Origin of the sequence: Halobacterium sp. CBA1126, assembly GCF_009741975.1 — an archaeon.
Taxonomy (GTDB): Archaea; Halobacteriota; Halobacteria; order Halobacteriales; family Halobacteriaceae; genus Halobacterium.
Window position 1 is genome coordinate 30247 of the sequence record NZ_WPCF01000006.1, and the last position, 15189, is coordinate 45435.

Consider the following 15189-nt stretch of genomic DNA (forward strand, 5'->3'; position numbering starts at 1 on the left):
AGGATGTCAAGCGCGCTGCAGTCGTGGTTCGATACATGCCCGAGGTCCACCTGAGCGAGGAGACCGTCGAGCGACTGGACGCGCTCCGCGAGGACGGGGAGTCCTACGACGAGCTGGTGGCGGAGCTCCTCAACATCTACGAGGTCGAGGAGCTCACCCTGTTCCACTCCGGGGACGGTTAGTCGCCGGCCGCCGCGCGCCGGACTTCGTCCCACCGGCCTTCCTTCTCGAGGTGTGACTGGAGCGCGTTCGCATATTCGTCGGCGAGTTCGACGGCTTCCGCTTCGAGTTCTTCGTTACTGTCGTCGTCGCTGCCGAGGCCGAGCGCCGCCTTGATGCCGCCGACGATGCCGCTGGTGTTCTCCGAGGGCTCGGAGCGGCCGCCGGCGCCCATCGCCTGCTGCTGGTCGACGTTCTGCATCTCCGGGAGCACGTGCTCCAGTTGGGAGGTGTCGGCGACGATGCGGGCGTGTTCGGGGTCGTCGGCGTCTTCGACGTCGAACTCGACGGCGGTCATCACGAGCCCCCACTGGGAGTTCGACAGCGAGGACGCTCGCACGCGGTCGGAGAACTCGCTGTCGACGCTCATGCGCGCGCCCACCACCAGGTCCTGCCAGTCGTCGGTCATGGCCGCGGCTACGTGGCGGGCGTGCTTGTATGCTACGACGAAAAAAACGCGGCCAGTCAGCGACGAGCGCCGCTCAGAACGCGCCGGTCTCGCCGGTGATCTCGGCGTGGAGGCCCTCTCGGAGCGCGCTGTGGACGTGGCAGATGTCCTCGGCGCGCTCGACGACGGCGTCGAACTCGTCGTCGTCGAGGTCCGCTTCGACGAGGATGTGGAAGCGAACCGCGGTGAGGTCGTCGTCCTCGTCGAGGTCGCCCTCGACGTCGATGTCGATGCGGCCGAGGTCGTCGAAGCCCTCCTTGTTGCCGCCGACGCGGAACGCGGGGATGAAACAGGACGCGTAGTCCGCGAGGAGGACGCCGTTCGGTTCGGGGCCGTCCGCTTCGGTGGCGTCGACGGTCAGTTCGTAGTCGCCGACGCGCGAGCGCGTGACGTAGCCTTCCTCGGACGTGCTGGTGACTTCGATTGTCATTACGTCCGGCAGGACTCGCGCCCGCGCCGTAAGCGTTGTTCTTTCGGTAGCCGGCGCCGCCGACCGACGACGGCCGCGAGCCGGTACGGACCGGCTGCGGGCGGCCGCGTCAGTAGCCCTCGGAGAGGTCGTACGTCTCGTCGCCGTCGAGGACGACGGGGTCGGCGTCGCTGCCGGTGGCTTCGACCTCGCGGACGAAGTCGTCGGTGTCGATCTCGATGGGCGGGAAGGTGTCGTAGTGCATGGGGAACGCGACGTCGGCGTCGAGCCAGTCGACGGCGACGGCGGCCTGCCACGGCCCCATCGTGAAGTGGTCGCCCGCGGGGACGGCGACGGCGTCGGGTTCGAGATACGGCGCGATGACGTCGCGCATCTCCGTGTGGAGGCTGGTGTCGCCGGCGTGGTAGAACGTCGTCGACTCCTCGTCGGCGACCTGCGTGGGCTTCGTGTCCGAGATGACGTAGCCCGCGGGCATCCCGGCGGAGGTGCCGTAGCCGGTGTCGATGCCGTTGGAGTGGTCGGCGCGCACCATCGTCACGTAGGCGTCGCCGAGTTCGACGGTGCCGCCGAGGTTCATCCCGGTGGTGTCCTCGATGTCGTACTCGTCGGTGAGGTAGCCCGCGAGCTCCGGGGTGCCGACGACGTGCGCGCCGCGGTAGCGGTCGACGTCCGCGATGTGGTCGGCGTGCCCGTGCGTCAGCAGCACGTGGTCGGGGTCGACCTCCTCGGGGTCGGTGTCGGTCTTCGGGTTGTCGAAGAACGGGTCGATGAGCAGGGTCGTCTCGCCGACTTCCACGCGCCACGTCGAGTGGCCGAACCAGGTAAGTTCCATAGCATCTCTAACTACTCTCGAAACCCCCATAAAAGGTGACGGCTCGGAGGATTCTTCCGGGAGGGCGCCGCGAACGCGACCATGGTGGATTCCGCCCGCGCATCTCCCGGTAGGACCGCCGACCGCCGCGACGGCCTGCTCGCGCTCCTCCTCGCCCAGTCGACGCTGCTGACCGTGGTCGTCGCGTCTGCAACCACCACGCCGAGCGCGTTCGTCATAGTGGTAACAGCGCGGAAACCCACCCCTTTAGGGGTGGGAGGAAGCGCGTACGCTCCGTGCATCCAATCACCAGCCGCGACAAGGCCGACTCCCCAACGGTTTTGAACTACCAAGCCTACATATGATATATGGAGAAGCGGCGCACTGTTCCCGTGAAACTCGCCGTGGACAGTGACGACGCCGCACTCCTTGAAGACACCGTAGACGAATTCCTGTGGGCCGCCAACTACGTCACACGCCACGCTTTCGAGGGCGAGTACGTCACCACGAGCAAAACCACGCTCAACGACGAAACCTACGACGACGTGCGCGACGAGACGGCATTACACAGCAACCACGTCCAAGCCGCCCGAAACAAGGCGGCTGAAGCCTGCAAGAGCGTGGTCGAAAAATGGAAGCAGGGGAAGAAAGCGTCGATGCCACACTTTACCAGCCCACACATCGTCTACGACCACCGCACCGCCACGTTCCACGACGACCACGTATCGCTCGCCACCACGGACGGACGGATTGAAGCCGACTACGTGCTTCCCGACAACGAGCGAGACACGCCCCACGCGGAATACGTCTTTTCCGACGAGTACGAAACTACAGGGGCAGAACTGCACTACACGAACGACAACTGGATGCTCCACATCCACTGCAAACGAGATGTGGAGCCTGACACGCTGGAACGGGATACCACCGAGAACAGAACAGTTCTCGGGGTTGACCTCGGCGTGAACAATCTGGCCGTCGCTTCAACGGGCACGTTCTGGACGGGCGACGAGTTCGACCACTGGCGGCGTGAGTACGAGAAGCGGCGTGGTGACTTACAGCAATGTGGCACGCGGTGGGCACATAAGACTATGCAGGCTGTCGGACGCAAAGAGGAAGGTCGGTTCAAGATAACGCTCCACCGTATCTCGAACGAATTGGTGGCTGAAGCCCGCGACCACGAGTGTTCGGTGATTGTGTTCGAGGACTTGACCAATATCCGTGAACGTACCGGCGCGTCGTGGGGCCACAAGTGGGCGTTCGACCGCCTGTACGAGTACGTTGAGTACAAGGCCGCCGAGTACGGTATTGACGTGGAACAAGTTGACCCGGAGAACACGTCGCGGCGTTGCTCACACTGTGGGTTCACGCACCCCGATAACCGTGATAGTGAAAAGTTCGAGTGCCTGAAGTGTGACTACGAGAACCACGCCGATTACAATGCGGCGAAAAACATCGGCTTGCGGTATCTCCGCCGGAACCAGACTGGCTCCGGTGGAGGCGCACCCGTAGGCGTGCGCTTAAACAGCGGGATGTTGAACGCGAATGGAGAGTATGAACCTCCTGCCTCAACTGAGGCCAGAGCGGGAGTCCACGCTGAAAGCCCACGGCTTTAGCCGTGGGTTAGCTTACCCCCGCGTACGCTGTCGCGCTCGTCGTCGGCCTCCCGGCGTTCGTCGTCGGGCTCGCGCTGCTCGCGCCGGACCGATAGTAACCGGCCAGCCTCGCGGCCTTCCCACACCGTTAGGTGCGTCCGGGTGCGTTCTCCGGTATGCAGCAGCGACGACTCGGTTCGACCGGCTTCGACGTCAGCGAAGTGAGCCTCGGCACGTGGGAGATCGGCGGCCAGTGGGGCGACGTCGGCGAACAGGAGGGTAAGGACGCGGTGCGCGCCGCGCTCGACGCGGGCGTGAACTTCCTCGACACCGCGGACGTCTACGGCGACGGCCGCAGCGAACGCCTCATCCGCGAGGTCCTCGACGAGCGCGACGAGGACCCGATTGTTGCGACGAAGGCGGGGCGCCGCCTCGACCCCCACGACGCCGACCGCTACACGCACGAGAACCTCGAGCGGTTCGTCGACCGCTCGCGGGAGAAGCTCGGCGTCGACACGCTGGACCTCCTCCAGCTGCACTGCCCGCCGACGGAGACGTACTACCAGCCCGAGACGTTCGACGCGCTCGCGGCCCTCAAGCACGCCGGCAAGCTCGACCACTACGGCGTCAGCGTCGAGACGGTCGAGGAGGCGATGAAGGCCATCGAGTACCCGGGCGTGGAGACCGTCCAGATCATCTTCAATCCGTTCCGCCAGCGGCCCGCCGAGCGCTTCCTCGACGCCGCCGAGCGCGAGAACGTCGGCGTCATCGTGCGCGTCCCGCTCGCCTCCGGCCTGCTCACCGGGAACATCGACGAGGATACGGAGTTCCCGGAGAACGACCACCGGAACTTCAACCGCGACGGCGAGGCGTTCGACGTCGGCGAGACGTTCGCTGGCGTCCCCCTCGAACCGGGCGTCGCGGCCGTCGACGAGCTCCGCGAGCACGTCCCCGACCAGCTCACGCTCCCGCAGTTCACGCTCCGCTGGATTCTGGACTTCGACGCCGTCGCCACCGTCATCCCGGGGTCGACGTCCCCCGAGCACATCCGGAGCAACGTCGCCGCGTCGAACGCCCGCCCGCTCACCCACGCGGCCCACGGCGCGACCCGCGACGTCTACGAGAAGTACGTCGAAGAGCACGTCCACCACCGCTGGTGACGTAGCCCGGTCGTTTGCCGCACCCGGAACGCTTACGCGGCCACCACGGGAAGCCGCGGACATGCACTGGATGCGCTTCCGCGACCCGGCAGGGGCAGTACGGCGCGGCGAGTACGCGGACGGCACCGTCTCGTTCGGCGACCGAACGTACGACGTCGACGACGTCGAGGTGCTCCCGCCCGCGGAGCCGTCGAAGATCGTCTGCGTCGGCCGGAACTACGCCGCCCACGCCGCCGAGCGCGGCTCGGACGTCCCGGACCGCCCGATGCTCTTCCTGAAGCCGCCGAACACCGTCGCCAGCGACGGCGACACCGTCACCCTCCCCGGGGACAACTACATCGAGCACGAGGCGGAGTTCGCCGTCGTCGTCGGCGAGCAGTGCCGGAACGTCGACGAGGCCGACGCGCTCGACGTCGTCGCGGGGTTCACGTGCGCGGACGACGTCTCGAACCGCACGGACCAGTCCGAGGAGCAGAACTGGGTGCGCGGGAAGGCCTTCGACGGCGCGTGCCCGCTCGGCCCGGTGCTCGCGACGCCCGACGAGGTCCCCGACGACGCGGCCATCGAGCTGCGCGTGAACGGCGAGACCCGGCAGTCGGCGTCCATCGAGCAGTTCATCTTCTCCGTGGCCGAGCTCGTCGCCGAAGTCACCGCGTACATGACCCTCGAACCGGGCGACGTCATCATCACGGGCACCCCCGAGGGGGTCGACGAACTGGCGGACGGCGACGAGGTCGAGGTCGAAGTCGAGGGGATCGGAACCCTCACCCACGACGTCGAGCGCCGGTAGTCGCGAAGGGCAACGCTGAAGATTAGGCCGACCTAAGACGTGGCCGAATGGAGCTGACGCGACGCGACGTGCTCGCCGCGCTCGCCGCCGCCGGCGCCGCCGGGGCGGCCGGCGCGGGCGCACTCACGCTCTCCGAACGAGGGGACGACGACCCGGTCGGCGACCACGAGGTGGCGACGCTGGTCGCCGTCGCGGACGTCGTCTACCCCAGCGCGGTCGACGGCGTGGAATCGTTCGTCGAACAGTACAGCGTCGGCCGCTTCGAGGACCGGCCGGAGTACGCGGCGGGCGTCGCGGACGCCGTCGCCGCACTCGACGAGTACACCCAGCACTGGGACGACGCGGACTTCGTCGCCCTCGACGCCGACGCCCGCGAGTCGACGCTCTCCGGGATGCAGGTCGACACCGCGACGCCGGCGCCCGACGGCGCCGACCGCGAGCGCGTCCGCTACTACCTCGTGAACGAGCTGCTGTACGCGCTGTTCTCCACGCCGACCGGCGGGAAGCTCGCGGGCATCGAGAACCCGCAGGGCCACCCCGGCGGGACGGCGAGCTACCAGCGGGGGCCACAGTGATGCAGGCTGACCGTCGGCCCTCCGAGCGCGCGGACGTCTGCATCGTGGGCGCGGGGCCCGCGGGCGGTATCGTCGCGGACAAGCTCGCGAGCGCGGGCTACGACGTGGTCGTGCTCGAAGCCGGGCCGCGCTTCGACGACGACGAGCGCGAGCGGCGCATGGAGCGCTCGATTCGGCCCGCGCACGGCCCGGACTCGGTGTGGAACATGGGCGGCGCCCGCGACGCCTACGAGTCCAGCGGCGAGCAGTTCTACCCGCTGAACGCGGCGCGCGTGAAGGGCGTCGGCGGGTCGACGCTCCACTGGCAGGGGATGGTGATGCGCCTCCACGAGCAGGACTTCGAACTCGAGTCCGCGACGGGCGTGGGCGCGGACTGGCCCATCGACTACGCGGACCTGCGGCCGTACTACGCCAGCGCGGAGGAAGAGCTGGGGGTCGCGGGCGCCAGCGACAACCCGTTCGCGCCGCCGCGCGAGCAGCCCCACCCGCTGCCCGCGTTCCCGCCGAGCTACTCGGACTCGCTGTTCGCCGACGCCTGCGAGGCAGTCGGCGTGACGACTCACTCCGTACCGAACGCGCGGCTCTCCGAATCCCGGAACGACCGGAGCGCCTGCGTCGGGTACGGCACCTGCCAGCCCGTCTGCCCGTCGGGCGCGAAGTACGACGCGACGATTCACGTCGACCGCGCCGAACAGCAGGGCGCCCGCGTCGTCGACCGCGCGCCCGTCCAGCGCCTCGAACACGACGACGCCGGCGACCGCGTGACCGCCGCGGTGTACGCGACGCCGGACGGCACGGAACACCGGCAGGCGGCCCGGGAGTTCGTGCTCGCGGCGGGCGCGTGGAGAACCCACGCCTACTCCTGCTCTCCGAGTCCGAGCAGTACCCGGACGGCCTCGCGAACTCGTCGGGGCTCGTGGGCCGGTACTTCATGGACCACCTGTTCGCGGGCGCCGGCGGCACCCTCGACCAGCGCACGCGCCAGAACCACATCGGGTTCAACACGACCGAGAGCCACCAGTTCTACGACCGGCCGGACGACTCCCGGGGCGCCATCAAACTCGAGTTCTTCAACTACGCGGGCCCGTCGCCCGTGGAGATGGCGCTGACGGGCGACGACTGGGGCGACGAGATGCTCGAGCGCATCCGCGACGGCTACGGCACCCACGTCGCGATGGGCGCGCTCGTCGAACAGCCCCCGCGGAAGGAGAACCAGATTCGCCTCCACCCCGAGCGCACCGACGACCACGGGAACCCGGTGCCGGACGTGGTGTGGTCGCTGTCGGACTACACGCGCCGCACCATCGAGCGCGCGAACGAGATCCAACACGAGGTTCTGAACGAGCTCGGTGTCGACATCGGCTGGACGGTCGGCCCGGACGCGACGGGCCCGGCGTTCCACCACATGGGGACGACGCGGATGGGCGACGACCCCGACTCGAGCGTCGTGAACGCCCAACTCCGCACCCACGACCTCGGGAACCTCACAATTCCGTCCTCGAGCGTCTTCCCGACCGGCGGCGCGATGAACCCCACCCTGACTATCGCGGCGCTCGCGCTGAAGGCCGCCGACCACGTCGCCGAGCGCCTCTAACAGAAACGAATTTCAGCAAGCTCGCTTACAGAAGTGTAGTTCAGATTATCCTTATGGTGGTGGCGGCCGCCCCACTACACGTGATGAGACCAGTCACCCATCACGCCCCGGCCGCCGCGCACAGCCTCCGCACCGCCGTCGCGGCCGCGGCGCTGGTCGTCGCCGTCACGTTCGCCGCGGTCGCCGCGGCAGCCGCCCCCCGCACCGCGGTCACCGTCGCCGCCACCACGGTCGCCGTCCTCGGCGTCCAGCGCGGCGTCGCCGCCTACCGCAGCATTCGCTGGGCCCCGCCGGCGCGTCGCCCGAACGAAGCCGCCGGCTGACCCTGCAGCAGTCACTTCCGAGCGTTCGCCGCGTCGAACCCACTACCGCAGACCGAGGCCACGTACTGCCCCGGCAGAGTTACTCGCTCCACAGCCCGGTCAGTAGGTCTGTGGCGGTTGCTCGAGGATCTCGAAGATTTCCCGGGCACGATACTCCTTGTTGCGGCCGTGCCGGGGGACCTCCTCGAGGACGCCGTCGTCGACGAGTTCGTTGATCGCCCGCGAGGCAGTCGGCTGCTCCACGTCAAACAGCCGCTGGACGGTCTTGCTCGTGACGTAGGGCCGCTCGAAGAGCGTCACCGCGAGCCGATTCTTCGTGTACGACTTTCCGCCGTACTCCGCCTCGTAGTCGCGACGCAAGTCCGCGAGCGCGAGCGTTCGCTCCACCGATTCGCGGGCCTGCCGTGCGATGCCCTCCACGAAGAAGGAGAGCCACGGTTCCCACGCGCCGTGGAACCGGACGCTCTCCATCCGTTCGACGTACGCGGCCTTGTTGCGGTTGAAGTACTCGCTGAGGTAGAGATTGGGCCGTTCGAGGAGGTCGGCGTCGTACAACTGGAGCGTGACGAGGAGCCGGCCCAGCCGACCGTTCCCGTCGCCGTACGGGTGGATCGTTTCGAACTGGTAGTGGAACAGCGCGACGTCCACGAGCGGATGGTAGCTGCCCCCAGTCCGATAGTACGTGAACAGCCCGTCCATCAGGTCCTCGACGGCGCCCGGCACCGGCGGGAGGAAGTCGCCGAGGTAGTTCGGCTTCGACTTGTACGCGCCGACGGTGTCGGTGTCGACGCGGTCGTCTGGAACGCCAGTGAGCAGGGTCTCGTGGAGGTCGTGGAGCAACTCGACGGTCAACGCCTCGCCGTGGTCGAGTGCGTCGATGCCGTCCTCGACTGCAGTCTCGTAGTTGCGGACCTCGCGGGTGTCTTTGGTCTCGGCGACTGCAGTCGTCTCGTTCGGTTCGTCCCGGCCCTCGTCGAAGGTGCGGGTTTCGAGGCTGTACAGCGCGTCGTAGTCGACGTCGGCGCCCTCGATTTCCGCGGATTCCATAGCTTCCTTGCGGAGCAGGGAGGTGTAGAGGACGGGCGGGAAGTCGAGCTCGCGGCTGACGCCGCTGAGTTTGCCGAGCCAGAACGTCGCGTCCGCGAGCGTCTCGTAGAACTCGTCGTCGAGCGCGAGGCCGCCGGATGGCGGGAGCGGCTCCGGCTTGTAGTACGACTCGCGGCCGTACGCGACGAGGTTGCCGGGCGCATCAGCATCCAGCTCGGACTGCTGCATCGATACCGATGGGTTAGAGCGCACGGTGTATGAATCTAAGGGTAATAAACGAATGAGAAGGTGGAGAACCCGATAGTGGATTCATTTTAAGGTGCAAAATGTATCGTTCCGGGCCGCGACAGGTAGGTCGTATCCGAACGGGCCGACCACAGGTGCACAGCCCCCTCGGAACGACCGGGAACGCGAGAACCGTCGACGAGACCCACTACTCGTCGCGGAGGCGCCCGGGCCGCCACTCGCCGTCGAAGTCCTCGTGGGTGAACGGCAGGGCGTCCTCGCCGCTGTACGACGCGACGAGCTGACCGTCGCCCTCCAGATAGTACTTGTACGTCGTCAGGCCCTCGAGGCCGACTGGCCCGCGCGCGTGAATCTTCCCCGTGGAGATGCCGACCTCGGCGCCGAGGCCGTAGCGGTAGCCGTCCGCGAACCGCGTGGAGGCGTTGTGGAAGACGCTCGCGGCGTCGATGCCGCGCATGAACACCGACGCGGCGTCCTCGTCCTCCGTGAGGATGGACTCGGTGTGCTTCGACCCGTGGGCGTTCACGTGGTCGACGGCGTCGTAGACGTCCGCGACGACCTTGATGGCGAGTTCGAGGTCGCCGTACTCCGTGTCCCAGTCGTCCTCGGTCGCGGGGGCGACGTCCACGATGTCGCGGGTGGCCTCGTCGCCGCGCAGTTCCACGCCGGCGTCCTCGTAGCGGGCGACGATGCCCGGGAGGAACTCGTCGGCGACGGCCTCGCTGACGAGCAGCGTCTCCACGGCGTTACACACCGCGGGGTACTGGACCTTCGCGTCGAACGCGACGTCTTCGGCCATCTCGAGGTCGGCGGCCTCGTCGACGTAGACGTGGCAGACGCCCTCCGTGTGGCCGAGCACGGGAATCTGAGTGGTGTCCTGGATGTAGCTGACGAACTCGGAGGACCCGCGCGGCATCACGAGGTCGACCTTGTCGTCCATCTCCAGCAGCCGGTCGACGTCCTCGCGGGCCTCGATTAGCTGCGCCCACCCGGTCGGCAGGTCCTCGGTCGCGTCCCGGATGATGTCGTAGAGGACGCGGTTGGACTCGCTGGCCTCGCTGCCGCCCTTCAGGATGACCGCGTTCCCGGACTTCAGCGCGAGCGCGGCGATCTGGACGAGCGCGTCCGGCCGCGACTCGAAGACGGTCGCGACCACGCCGATGGGGACCGCGACCTTGTACAGCTCGAGGTCGTCGTCCAGTTCGCGGGCCGCGAGCGTCTCCCCGAGCGGGTCGTCCTGCCCGGCGACGGACTCGACCATCTCCGCGATGTTCTCCAGTTTCGCCTCGTCGAGCTCGAGGCGGTCGACGAGCGCCTGCGTGTACTCGCCGCGCTCGAGCATCTCTTCGGCGGCTTCGACGTCCTCCTCGTTCGCAGCGAGAATCTCGTCCTCGTGGGCGCGAATCGCGTCCGCCATCGACTGGAGCGCGGCGTCCCGCGCGTCCTCGTCGACGTTCGCGAGGTCGAGCGCCGCGCGCTGGGCCTCGGTCACCTGCGCGTCGGTGTCGTGCTCACTCATCGCTGTCACCGTTCACGGGCACGAATAGCGTCCCGACGGGCTTGGCAGTAGCGATTTTCTCCAGGACGTCCGGCTCCGCGGAGCCCGCGATGACGGCGGGGATGCCGTGTTCGGCCGCGGCGCGCGCCCGCTCGACCTTCGTGCGGATGCCGCCGAACTGCTCGGCGGTGGTGTCGTTGACCAGCTCCTGGACCGCGCTGTAGTTCTCGGCGACGGACTCGATGCGGCGGGCGGCGTCGTCGCGTTTCGGGTTCGCGGTGAAGACGCCGCCGACGTCGGTCAGCGTCACGAGGAGGTCGACGTCGACGCCGATGGCGACCGACGACGACAGCATGTCGTTGTCGCCGATGCGGATCTCCTCGGTGGCGACCGCGTCGTTCTCGTTGATGATGGGGACGATGCCCCACTCCAGCAGCGTCTCGATGGTGTTGCGGGTGTTCGTGAACCGCTCGGGGTTCGAGAGGTCGTGCTCGGTGAGCAGCAGTTGGGCGATCTTCTGGTCGTAGCGGTCGAAGCTCTCCGTGTAGTGGCGCATCAGGTGGCTCTGGCCCACCGTCGCCAGCGCTTGGCTCTCCTCGACGGTTTCGACGTCCTCGTCCACGCGGCCGGTGCCGGCGCCGACCGCGCCGGAGGAGACGAGCAGGACGTCCTTCCCGCGCTCGCGGAGGTCCATGATGTCGTCGACGAGCTTGTCGAGCTTGTCGCGGTCCAGCCGGGACTCGTCGTCGGTCAGCGAGTTCGTCCCCGCCTTCACGACGACGCGCTCGGCGTCCGCGGCCTGCCGGCGCGCCGCCTCGACGGCTTCGGTGTCCTCCGCGTGTGCCTGCACCTGCTCACTCATCCTCGAACTCCTCCGCGAGCTCCCGGGAGCGCCGCTCGGCCGCCGCGACGGCCGCGCGCACCGCCTCGTCGGCGTCGCTGTCCCACAGCACGTCCATCCCCTCGATGGTCGTCCCCTTCGGCGAGCAGACCGCCTCGATGAGCTCGTCGACGCTGCGGTCGTCCTGCAGCACCGTCTCCGCGGCGCCCTTGAACGTCTGCGCGGCGAGGGTCTCCGCCTGCTCGGCGTCGAGGCCGGCCTCGACGCCCGCGTCCTTGACCGCCTCGATGAGGTAGAACGCGAACGCGGGGCCGCTGCCGTTGACCGCGGTCGCGACGTCCATCTGGGACTCGTCGACGACGACGTACTCGCCGAGGTCGTCGAGGAGGGCGCGCACCTCGTCGGTGATGCCCTCGCGGGTCGCGGCCGCGGCCATGTCCCGCGTCTCCGCGGCGAGGTTCGGCATGATGCGGACGACCTGTGCGTCGGTCTGCGCGGCGACGAAGTCCCGGGGGACGCCCGCCGCGAGCGTGATCAGGGTCTGGTCGGCGCGCAGGTCGAGGTCGTCGAGGACCGCCGCGGCGACGCTGGGCTTGACCGCGAGCACGACGACGTCCGCGTCGCGGGCCGCCGCGCTGTCCGTCGTCGTCTCGTCGGCGGCGTCTTCGACGCGCTCGAGGGCGTCGGGGTCGAGGTCGATCGCCGTCACTTCGTAGCTGCCGGCCTTCGCGAGCCCACGGACGAACGCCCCGCCCATGTTCCCGCAGCCGATGACGCTGACGTGTTTCATACCCCTACAGAGGGGGTTGGGGGTCATACCGTCTACGCTTCCGACGCGCCCGCCGACCCGCAAGTACGCTTTTGTCGCTGCCGAAGAAACGATACCCCGATGACAGACGAAGACCGCACGCGCTCCACGCTCGGCCGCGTCGCCCTCGGCCTCGGGCTCGCCCTGCAGGCCAGCGAGGACTTCCGCGACATGGAGGACACCGTCGAGTACGCCAAATCCGCGGGCGTCCCGATGCCCGACGTGGCCGCGCCGTTCGCGTCGGGGATGATGGTCGTCGCCGGCCTCGGCATCGCGCTCTGGCGCCTCCCGAAGCTCGCGACCGGCGCCGCAGCGACGTTCCTCACGGTGGTCACGGCGACGATGCACGACTTCTGGAACGCCGACGAGGACGACGCCAGCGGCGAGCGCCTCGCGTTCTTCGGGAACGTCGCGATGCTCGGCGGCGTGCTCGTCTTCCTGCGGGACGCCTACCGGTCGTAGCTACCCCGCCTCGGGGAGCAGCCACGCCGGCACGACCCGGGTGAGCGCGACCATGCCCGCGAGTTCGACGAGCGTCTGCGCTACGACGACGGCGGGCGCGAGCTCGTAGCCGGCCGGGAGCGCGAGCGCCAGCGGCAACACGACCAGCGAGTTCCGCGTCACCGCCGTGAACACGAGCGCGCGCCCCTCGCCAACGTCGACTTCTAGGAAGCCGACCGCGACGCGCGCGAGCAGCGGCATTACGACGAGGAACGCGACGTAGACGGGGACGACGGCGGCCACGCGGTCGATGGAGTCCCAGACGCGCGGGAGCTGCGAGCCGACGACGACGAACAGCGTCGCAGCCATCGCCGGCACGGGGAGCCACCCCATCGCGGCCTGCCAGCGGCGACCCGCCGCGGACCGTTCTGCCCACGCCTCGGTGAGCCACGCGAGCGTCAGCGGCGCCGCAATCAGGAACGCGAACGCCTCGACGAACGGGCGCGCGTCCACGACCCGCGCGACCTCCGGGCCGACGAACAGCCAGAGGAACCCCGGGAGCAAGAGCAGTTGCACGAGCATCAGCGCGGGCGTCGTCGCGGTCAGTTGCTCCGCGTCGCCGCCCGCGATCGCAGTAAAGGGGACGACGTAGTCGATACACGGTGTCAGCAGCACCATGAGCGCGCCGACGAGGACGGCCGGCGAGTCCGGGAGCGCGTGCGCGAGCACCCAGACGACGACCGGGACGACGAGGAAGTTCAGCGCGAGCGCGGCCGCGACGAAGCGCACGTTCGCGAACGCACGCCGCAACCGCACGAACGGAATCTCGAGGAAGGTCACGTAGAGGAGGACGGCCAGCACGGGGTCGACGACGCGTTCGAGGCTGCTGGCGGCGGCCGGCCGGCTCGCGGCGACGGCGCCGGCGAGCGCCACCGCGGCGGCGTAGACGGCGACCTGCCGGCGCTGCAGCCACTCCGCGTCCATGCACCGGGATTCTCGCGGCCGCGGGAAAAGGGGCGCGCTCGGCGCTTAGAACTGGAGGTGGGAGGTCGAACTCGGGGCCTCGTCGCCGCCGTCGTCCTGCTTCAGGCCGTCGTGGAGGTACTGCACGTCGTCGTCCGTGAGGTACACTTGGCCGTCCTCGACGGTGATGTCGACGTCGACGAGCGTCGTGTCCGCGGCCTCGCCGTTGTCGCAGTAGCCGCTGCACGTGTCGAACATCGACCCGTGCTTCGGGCAGACGACCTCGCCGTTCCGCACGACGGCGCCGACGCCCTCGCGGTAGAGCCGCTGGGCCTCGTGCGTGCAGCGGTTCACCCACGCCTCGACGCCGTCCTCGCAGGGGAGCAACACCACCTCCTCGTCGCCGCCGTGCTCGTCCCGCACCGTGAACACGTAGCCGTCCGCCTCGTGGACGTCCGCGACGCTCGTCACGCGATAGCGACCCATACCGCGAACGGCGGCCGGGACCACGATAGTTCTCACGGATGCGGCGGGCGATAGGAGAAGAATTCAGAACGCGCCGGTGGCGAGCGCGCCGGCGTCGAGGAGCAGCAGGACGGCGACGACCGAGGCGCCGTAGAGGAACGACGTGGCGTCCTCGCCGTCGTCGAGTTTGCCGGCGGCGACTTCGGTGAGGCCGGCGAGCGCGAACCAGAGCACGAGCATCGCCAGCACGAGGTGGCCGCGGCCGGTGCCGGTGAGCGCGCCGCCCTCGGTGTAGCCGGCGAGCGTGAGCATGTAGCCGCCGGAGAGGAGGAGGACGGCGGCGCTGGCTCGGGAGACGTTGCGGAGCGCGCCGACGAACGAGTCGCGGGCGTCCGCGGCGAGGCCGCCGGCGATGTTCGGCAGCGTCGCAGTCGCGAACAGGACGCTCCCGGTCCAGAGCCCGGCGAACAGCAGGTGCAGCGCGTACACGACCGTCTCGGTGACTGACATACCCGCCGGTTGCGACCGAATCGTGGTAAAACGCCGGGGTATCGGCGGACGCCTCCGTGAAGGCACGCTTAAGGCGCGCCCGCTACTCGATTCGGGCATGGAACTACGGGACCTCTCCGACCACGTGGAGTACCGGGCCGGTCGGGGCATCGAGGAGGTCGCACGGGAGCTGGGACGGGACCCCGCGGAGTTCGTGACGCTCTCCTCGAACGAGAACCCCCACGGTCCGAGTCCGAAGGCCGAGGCCGCCGTCCGCGACACCGCGCCGGAGGTCCACCGCTACCCGAAGGCCGTCCACGCCGACCTCACGGCCGCGCTCGCCGACCGGTGGGGCGTCGCCGACGAGCAGGTGTGGCTGGCGAACGGCGGCGACGGCGCGCTCGACTACCTCGCGCGGGCGTTCCTCGCGCCGGGCGACCGCGTGCTCG

18 protein-coding genes and 1 pseudogene are annotated in these 15189 nt (G+C 68.8%); 9 read left to right on the plus strand and 10 right to left on the minus strand.

Features of this window, described 5'->3' with window-relative positions:
• Window positions 1–35: 35 nt before the first annotated feature.
• Window positions 36–182 (plus strand): hypothetical protein, encoded by a 147-nt coding sequence (locus GJ634_RS15260; protein WP_197425359.1) that lies wholly within the window; start codon window positions 36–38, stop codon window positions 180–182.
• Here GJ634_RS15260 and GJ634_RS01610 read toward each other — a convergent pair.
• The 3 genes from GJ634_RS01610 to GJ634_RS01620 all read right to left on the minus strand — a co-directional run bounded on the left by GJ634_RS01610 (window position 179) and on the right by GJ634_RS01620 (window position 1929).
• Window positions 179–628, minus strand: coding sequence for a DUF5799 family protein (locus tag GJ634_RS01610; protein ID WP_157500189.1), 450 nt, complete (start codon window positions 626–628; stop codon window positions 179–181). The two genes, GJ634_RS15260 and GJ634_RS01610, sit on opposite strands and share 4 nt — an antisense overlap.
• Window positions 629–701: 73 nt before the next feature.
• The gene (locus tag GJ634_RS01615) at window positions 702–1097 is read right to left on the minus strand and encodes an OsmC family protein (RefSeq protein ID WP_157500190.1); all 396 of its coding nucleotides are present in this window, start codon (window positions 1095–1097) and stop codon (window positions 702–704) included.
• Between the two features lie 109 nt (window positions 1098–1206).
• Window positions 1207–1929, minus strand: a complete 723-nt coding sequence (locus GJ634_RS01620; RefSeq protein WP_157500191.1) for a metal-dependent hydrolase — start codon at window positions 1927–1929, stop codon at window positions 1207–1209.
• A gap of 347 nt (window positions 1930–2276) precedes the next feature.
• On the opposite strand from GJ634_RS01620, the gene GJ634_RS01625 reads away from it, so the two are divergent.
• The 6 genes and pseudogenes from GJ634_RS01625 (at window position 2277) to GJ634_RS01650 (ending at window position 7942) form a co-directional block, all read left to right on the plus strand.
• Window positions 2277–3521 (plus strand): RNA-guided endonuclease TnpB family protein, encoded by a 1245-nt coding sequence (locus GJ634_RS01625; protein WP_157500192.1) that lies wholly within the window; start codon window positions 2277–2279, stop codon window positions 3519–3521.
• Between the two features lie 155 nt (window positions 3522–3676).
• Window positions 3677–4660, plus strand: coding sequence for an aldo/keto reductase (locus tag GJ634_RS01630; protein WP_157500193.1), 984 nt, complete (start codon window positions 3677–3679; stop codon window positions 4658–4660).
• A gap of 61 nt (window positions 4661–4721) precedes the next feature.
• A complete protein-coding gene (locus GJ634_RS01635; RefSeq protein ID WP_157500194.1) occupies window positions 4722–5450 on the plus strand; it encodes a fumarylacetoacetate hydrolase family protein in 729 nt (242 codons plus the stop codon).
• Window positions 5451–5497: 47 nt separating this feature from the next.
• Window positions 5498–6025 carry a gluconate 2-dehydrogenase subunit 3 family protein gene (locus GJ634_RS01640; protein ID WP_157500195.1) on the plus strand — a complete coding sequence of 176 codons (528 nt, stop codon included), beginning with the start codon at window positions 5498–5500 and terminating at the stop codon, window positions 6023–6025.
• Window positions 6025–7619, plus strand: a pseudogene (locus GJ634_RS01645) (GMC family oxidoreductase). The gene GJ634_RS01640 and the pseudogene GJ634_RS01645 overlap by 1 nt, the downstream one beginning before the upstream one ends.
• 83 nt (window positions 7620–7702) lie before the next feature.
• Complete coding sequence (locus GJ634_RS01650; protein WP_157500196.1) at window positions 7703–7942, plus strand: hypothetical protein; 240 nt, start codon at window positions 7703–7705, stop codon at window positions 7940–7942.
• A 99-nt stretch (window positions 7943–8041) separates the two neighbouring features.
• Here the strand turns inward: GJ634_RS01650 and GJ634_RS01655 are convergent, their stop codons facing one another.
• From GJ634_RS01655 to proC, 4 genes are all read right to left on the minus strand, one after another.
• Window positions 8042–9217, minus strand: a complete 1176-nt coding sequence (locus GJ634_RS01655; protein ID WP_157500197.1) for a Fic family protein — start codon at window positions 9215–9217, stop codon at window positions 8042–8044.
• Window positions 9218–9422: 205 nt separating this feature from the next.
• Window positions 9423–10754, minus strand: coding sequence for a glutamate-5-semialdehyde dehydrogenase (locus tag GJ634_RS01660; protein ID WP_157500198.1), 1332 nt, complete (start codon window positions 10752–10754; stop codon window positions 9423–9425).
• Window positions 10747–11595, minus strand: coding sequence for a glutamate 5-kinase (gene proB / locus GJ634_RS01665; RefSeq protein ID WP_157500199.1), 849 nt, complete (start codon window positions 11593–11595; stop codon window positions 10747–10749). Before proB ends, GJ634_RS01660 begins: the two co-directional genes overlap by 8 nt.
• Window positions 11588–12364, minus strand: coding sequence for a pyrroline-5-carboxylate reductase (proC, locus tag GJ634_RS01670; RefSeq protein WP_157500200.1), 777 nt, complete (start codon window positions 12362–12364; stop codon window positions 11588–11590). The genes proB and proC overlap by 8 nt, the downstream gene beginning before the upstream one ends.
• Before the next feature lie 99 nt (window positions 12365–12463).
• Between proC and GJ634_RS01675 the strand changes: the two genes are divergently transcribed.
• Window positions 12464–12844: a DoxX family protein gene (locus GJ634_RS01675; protein WP_157500201.1), complete on the plus strand. Its 381-nt coding sequence runs from the start codon at window positions 12464–12466 to the stop codon at window positions 12842–12844.
• Here the strand turns inward: GJ634_RS01675 and GJ634_RS01680 are convergent, their stop codons facing one another.
• The 3 genes from GJ634_RS01680 to GJ634_RS01690 all read right to left on the minus strand — a co-directional run bounded on the left by GJ634_RS01680 (window position 12845) and on the right by GJ634_RS01690 (window position 14761).
• Window positions 12845–13807, minus strand: coding sequence for an arsenic resistance protein (locus GJ634_RS01680; protein WP_157500202.1), 963 nt, complete (start codon window positions 13805–13807; stop codon window positions 12845–12847).
• A gap of 45 nt (window positions 13808–13852) precedes the next feature.
• Window positions 13853–14272, minus strand: a complete 420-nt coding sequence (locus GJ634_RS01685) for a Rieske 2Fe-2S domain-containing protein (protein ID WP_157500203.1) — start codon at window positions 14270–14272, stop codon at window positions 13853–13855.
• 63 nt (window positions 14273–14335) lie between these two features.
• A complete protein-coding gene (locus tag GJ634_RS01690) occupies window positions 14336–14761 on the minus strand; it encodes a hypothetical protein (protein WP_157500204.1) in 426 nt (141 codons plus the stop codon).
• 97 nt (window positions 14762–14858) lie between these two features.
• Between GJ634_RS01690 and GJ634_RS01695 the strand changes: the two genes are divergently transcribed.
• A partial coding sequence (locus GJ634_RS01695; RefSeq protein WP_331713941.1) for an aminotransferase class I/II-fold pyridoxal phosphate-dependent enzyme occupies window positions 14859–15189 on the plus strand: 331 nt, incomplete at its 3' end.

Coding starts and splice junctions, on each gene's coding strand:
- GJ634_RS15260 (WP_197425359.1), top strand. CDS start 36: ATGCCCGAGGTCCACCTGAGCGAGGAGACCGTCGAGCGACTGGACGCG.
- GJ634_RS01610 (WP_157500189.1), bottom strand. CDS start 628: ATGACCGACGACTGGCAGGACCTGGTGGTGGGCGCGCGCATGAGCGTC.
- GJ634_RS01615 (WP_157500190.1), bottom strand. CDS start 1,097: ATGACAATCGAAGTCACCAGCACGTCCGAGGAAGGCTACGTCACGCGC.
- GJ634_RS01620 (WP_157500191.1), bottom strand. CDS start 1,929: ATGGAACTTACCTGGTTCGGCCACTCGACGTGGCGCGTGGAAGTCGGC.
- GJ634_RS01625 (WP_157500192.1), top strand. CDS start 2,277: ATGGAGAAGCGGCGCACTGTTCCCGTGAAACTCGCCGTGGACAGTGAC.
- GJ634_RS01630 (WP_157500193.1), top strand. CDS start 3,677: ATGCAGCAGCGACGACTCGGTTCGACCGGCTTCGACGTCAGCGAAGTG.
- GJ634_RS01635 (WP_157500194.1), top strand. CDS start 4,722: ATGCACTGGATGCGCTTCCGCGACCCGGCAGGGGCAGTACGGCGCGGC.
- GJ634_RS01640 (WP_157500195.1), top strand. CDS start 5,498: ATGGAGCTGACGCGACGCGACGTGCTCGCCGCGCTCGCCGCCGCCGGC.
- GJ634_RS01650 (WP_157500196.1), top strand. CDS start 7,703: ATGAGACCAGTCACCCATCACGCCCCGGCCGCCGCGCACAGCCTCCGC.
- GJ634_RS01655 (WP_157500197.1), bottom strand. CDS start 9,217: ATGCAGCAGTCCGAGCTGGATGCTGATGCGCCCGGCAACCTCGTCGCG.
- GJ634_RS01660 (WP_157500198.1), bottom strand. CDS start 10,754: ATGAGTGAGCACGACACCGACGCGCAGGTGACCGAGGCCCAGCGCGCG.
- proB (WP_157500199.1), bottom strand. CDS start 11,595: ATGAGTGAGCAGGTGCAGGCACACGCGGAGGACACCGAAGCCGTCGAG.
- proC (WP_157500200.1), bottom strand. CDS start 12,364: ATGAAACACGTCAGCGTCATCGGCTGCGGGAACATGGGCGGGGCGTTC.
- GJ634_RS01675 (WP_157500201.1), top strand. CDS start 12,464: ATGACAGACGAAGACCGCACGCGCTCCACGCTCGGCCGCGTCGCCCTC.
- GJ634_RS01680 (WP_157500202.1), bottom strand. CDS start 13,807: ATGGACGCGGAGTGGCTGCAGCGCCGGCAGGTCGCCGTCTACGCCGCC.
- GJ634_RS01685 (WP_157500203.1), bottom strand. CDS start 14,272: ATGGGTCGCTATCGCGTGACGAGCGTCGCGGACGTCCACGAGGCGGAC.
- GJ634_RS01690 (WP_157500204.1), bottom strand. CDS start 14,761: ATGTCAGTCACCGAGACGGTCGTGTACGCGCTGCACCTGCTGTTCGCC.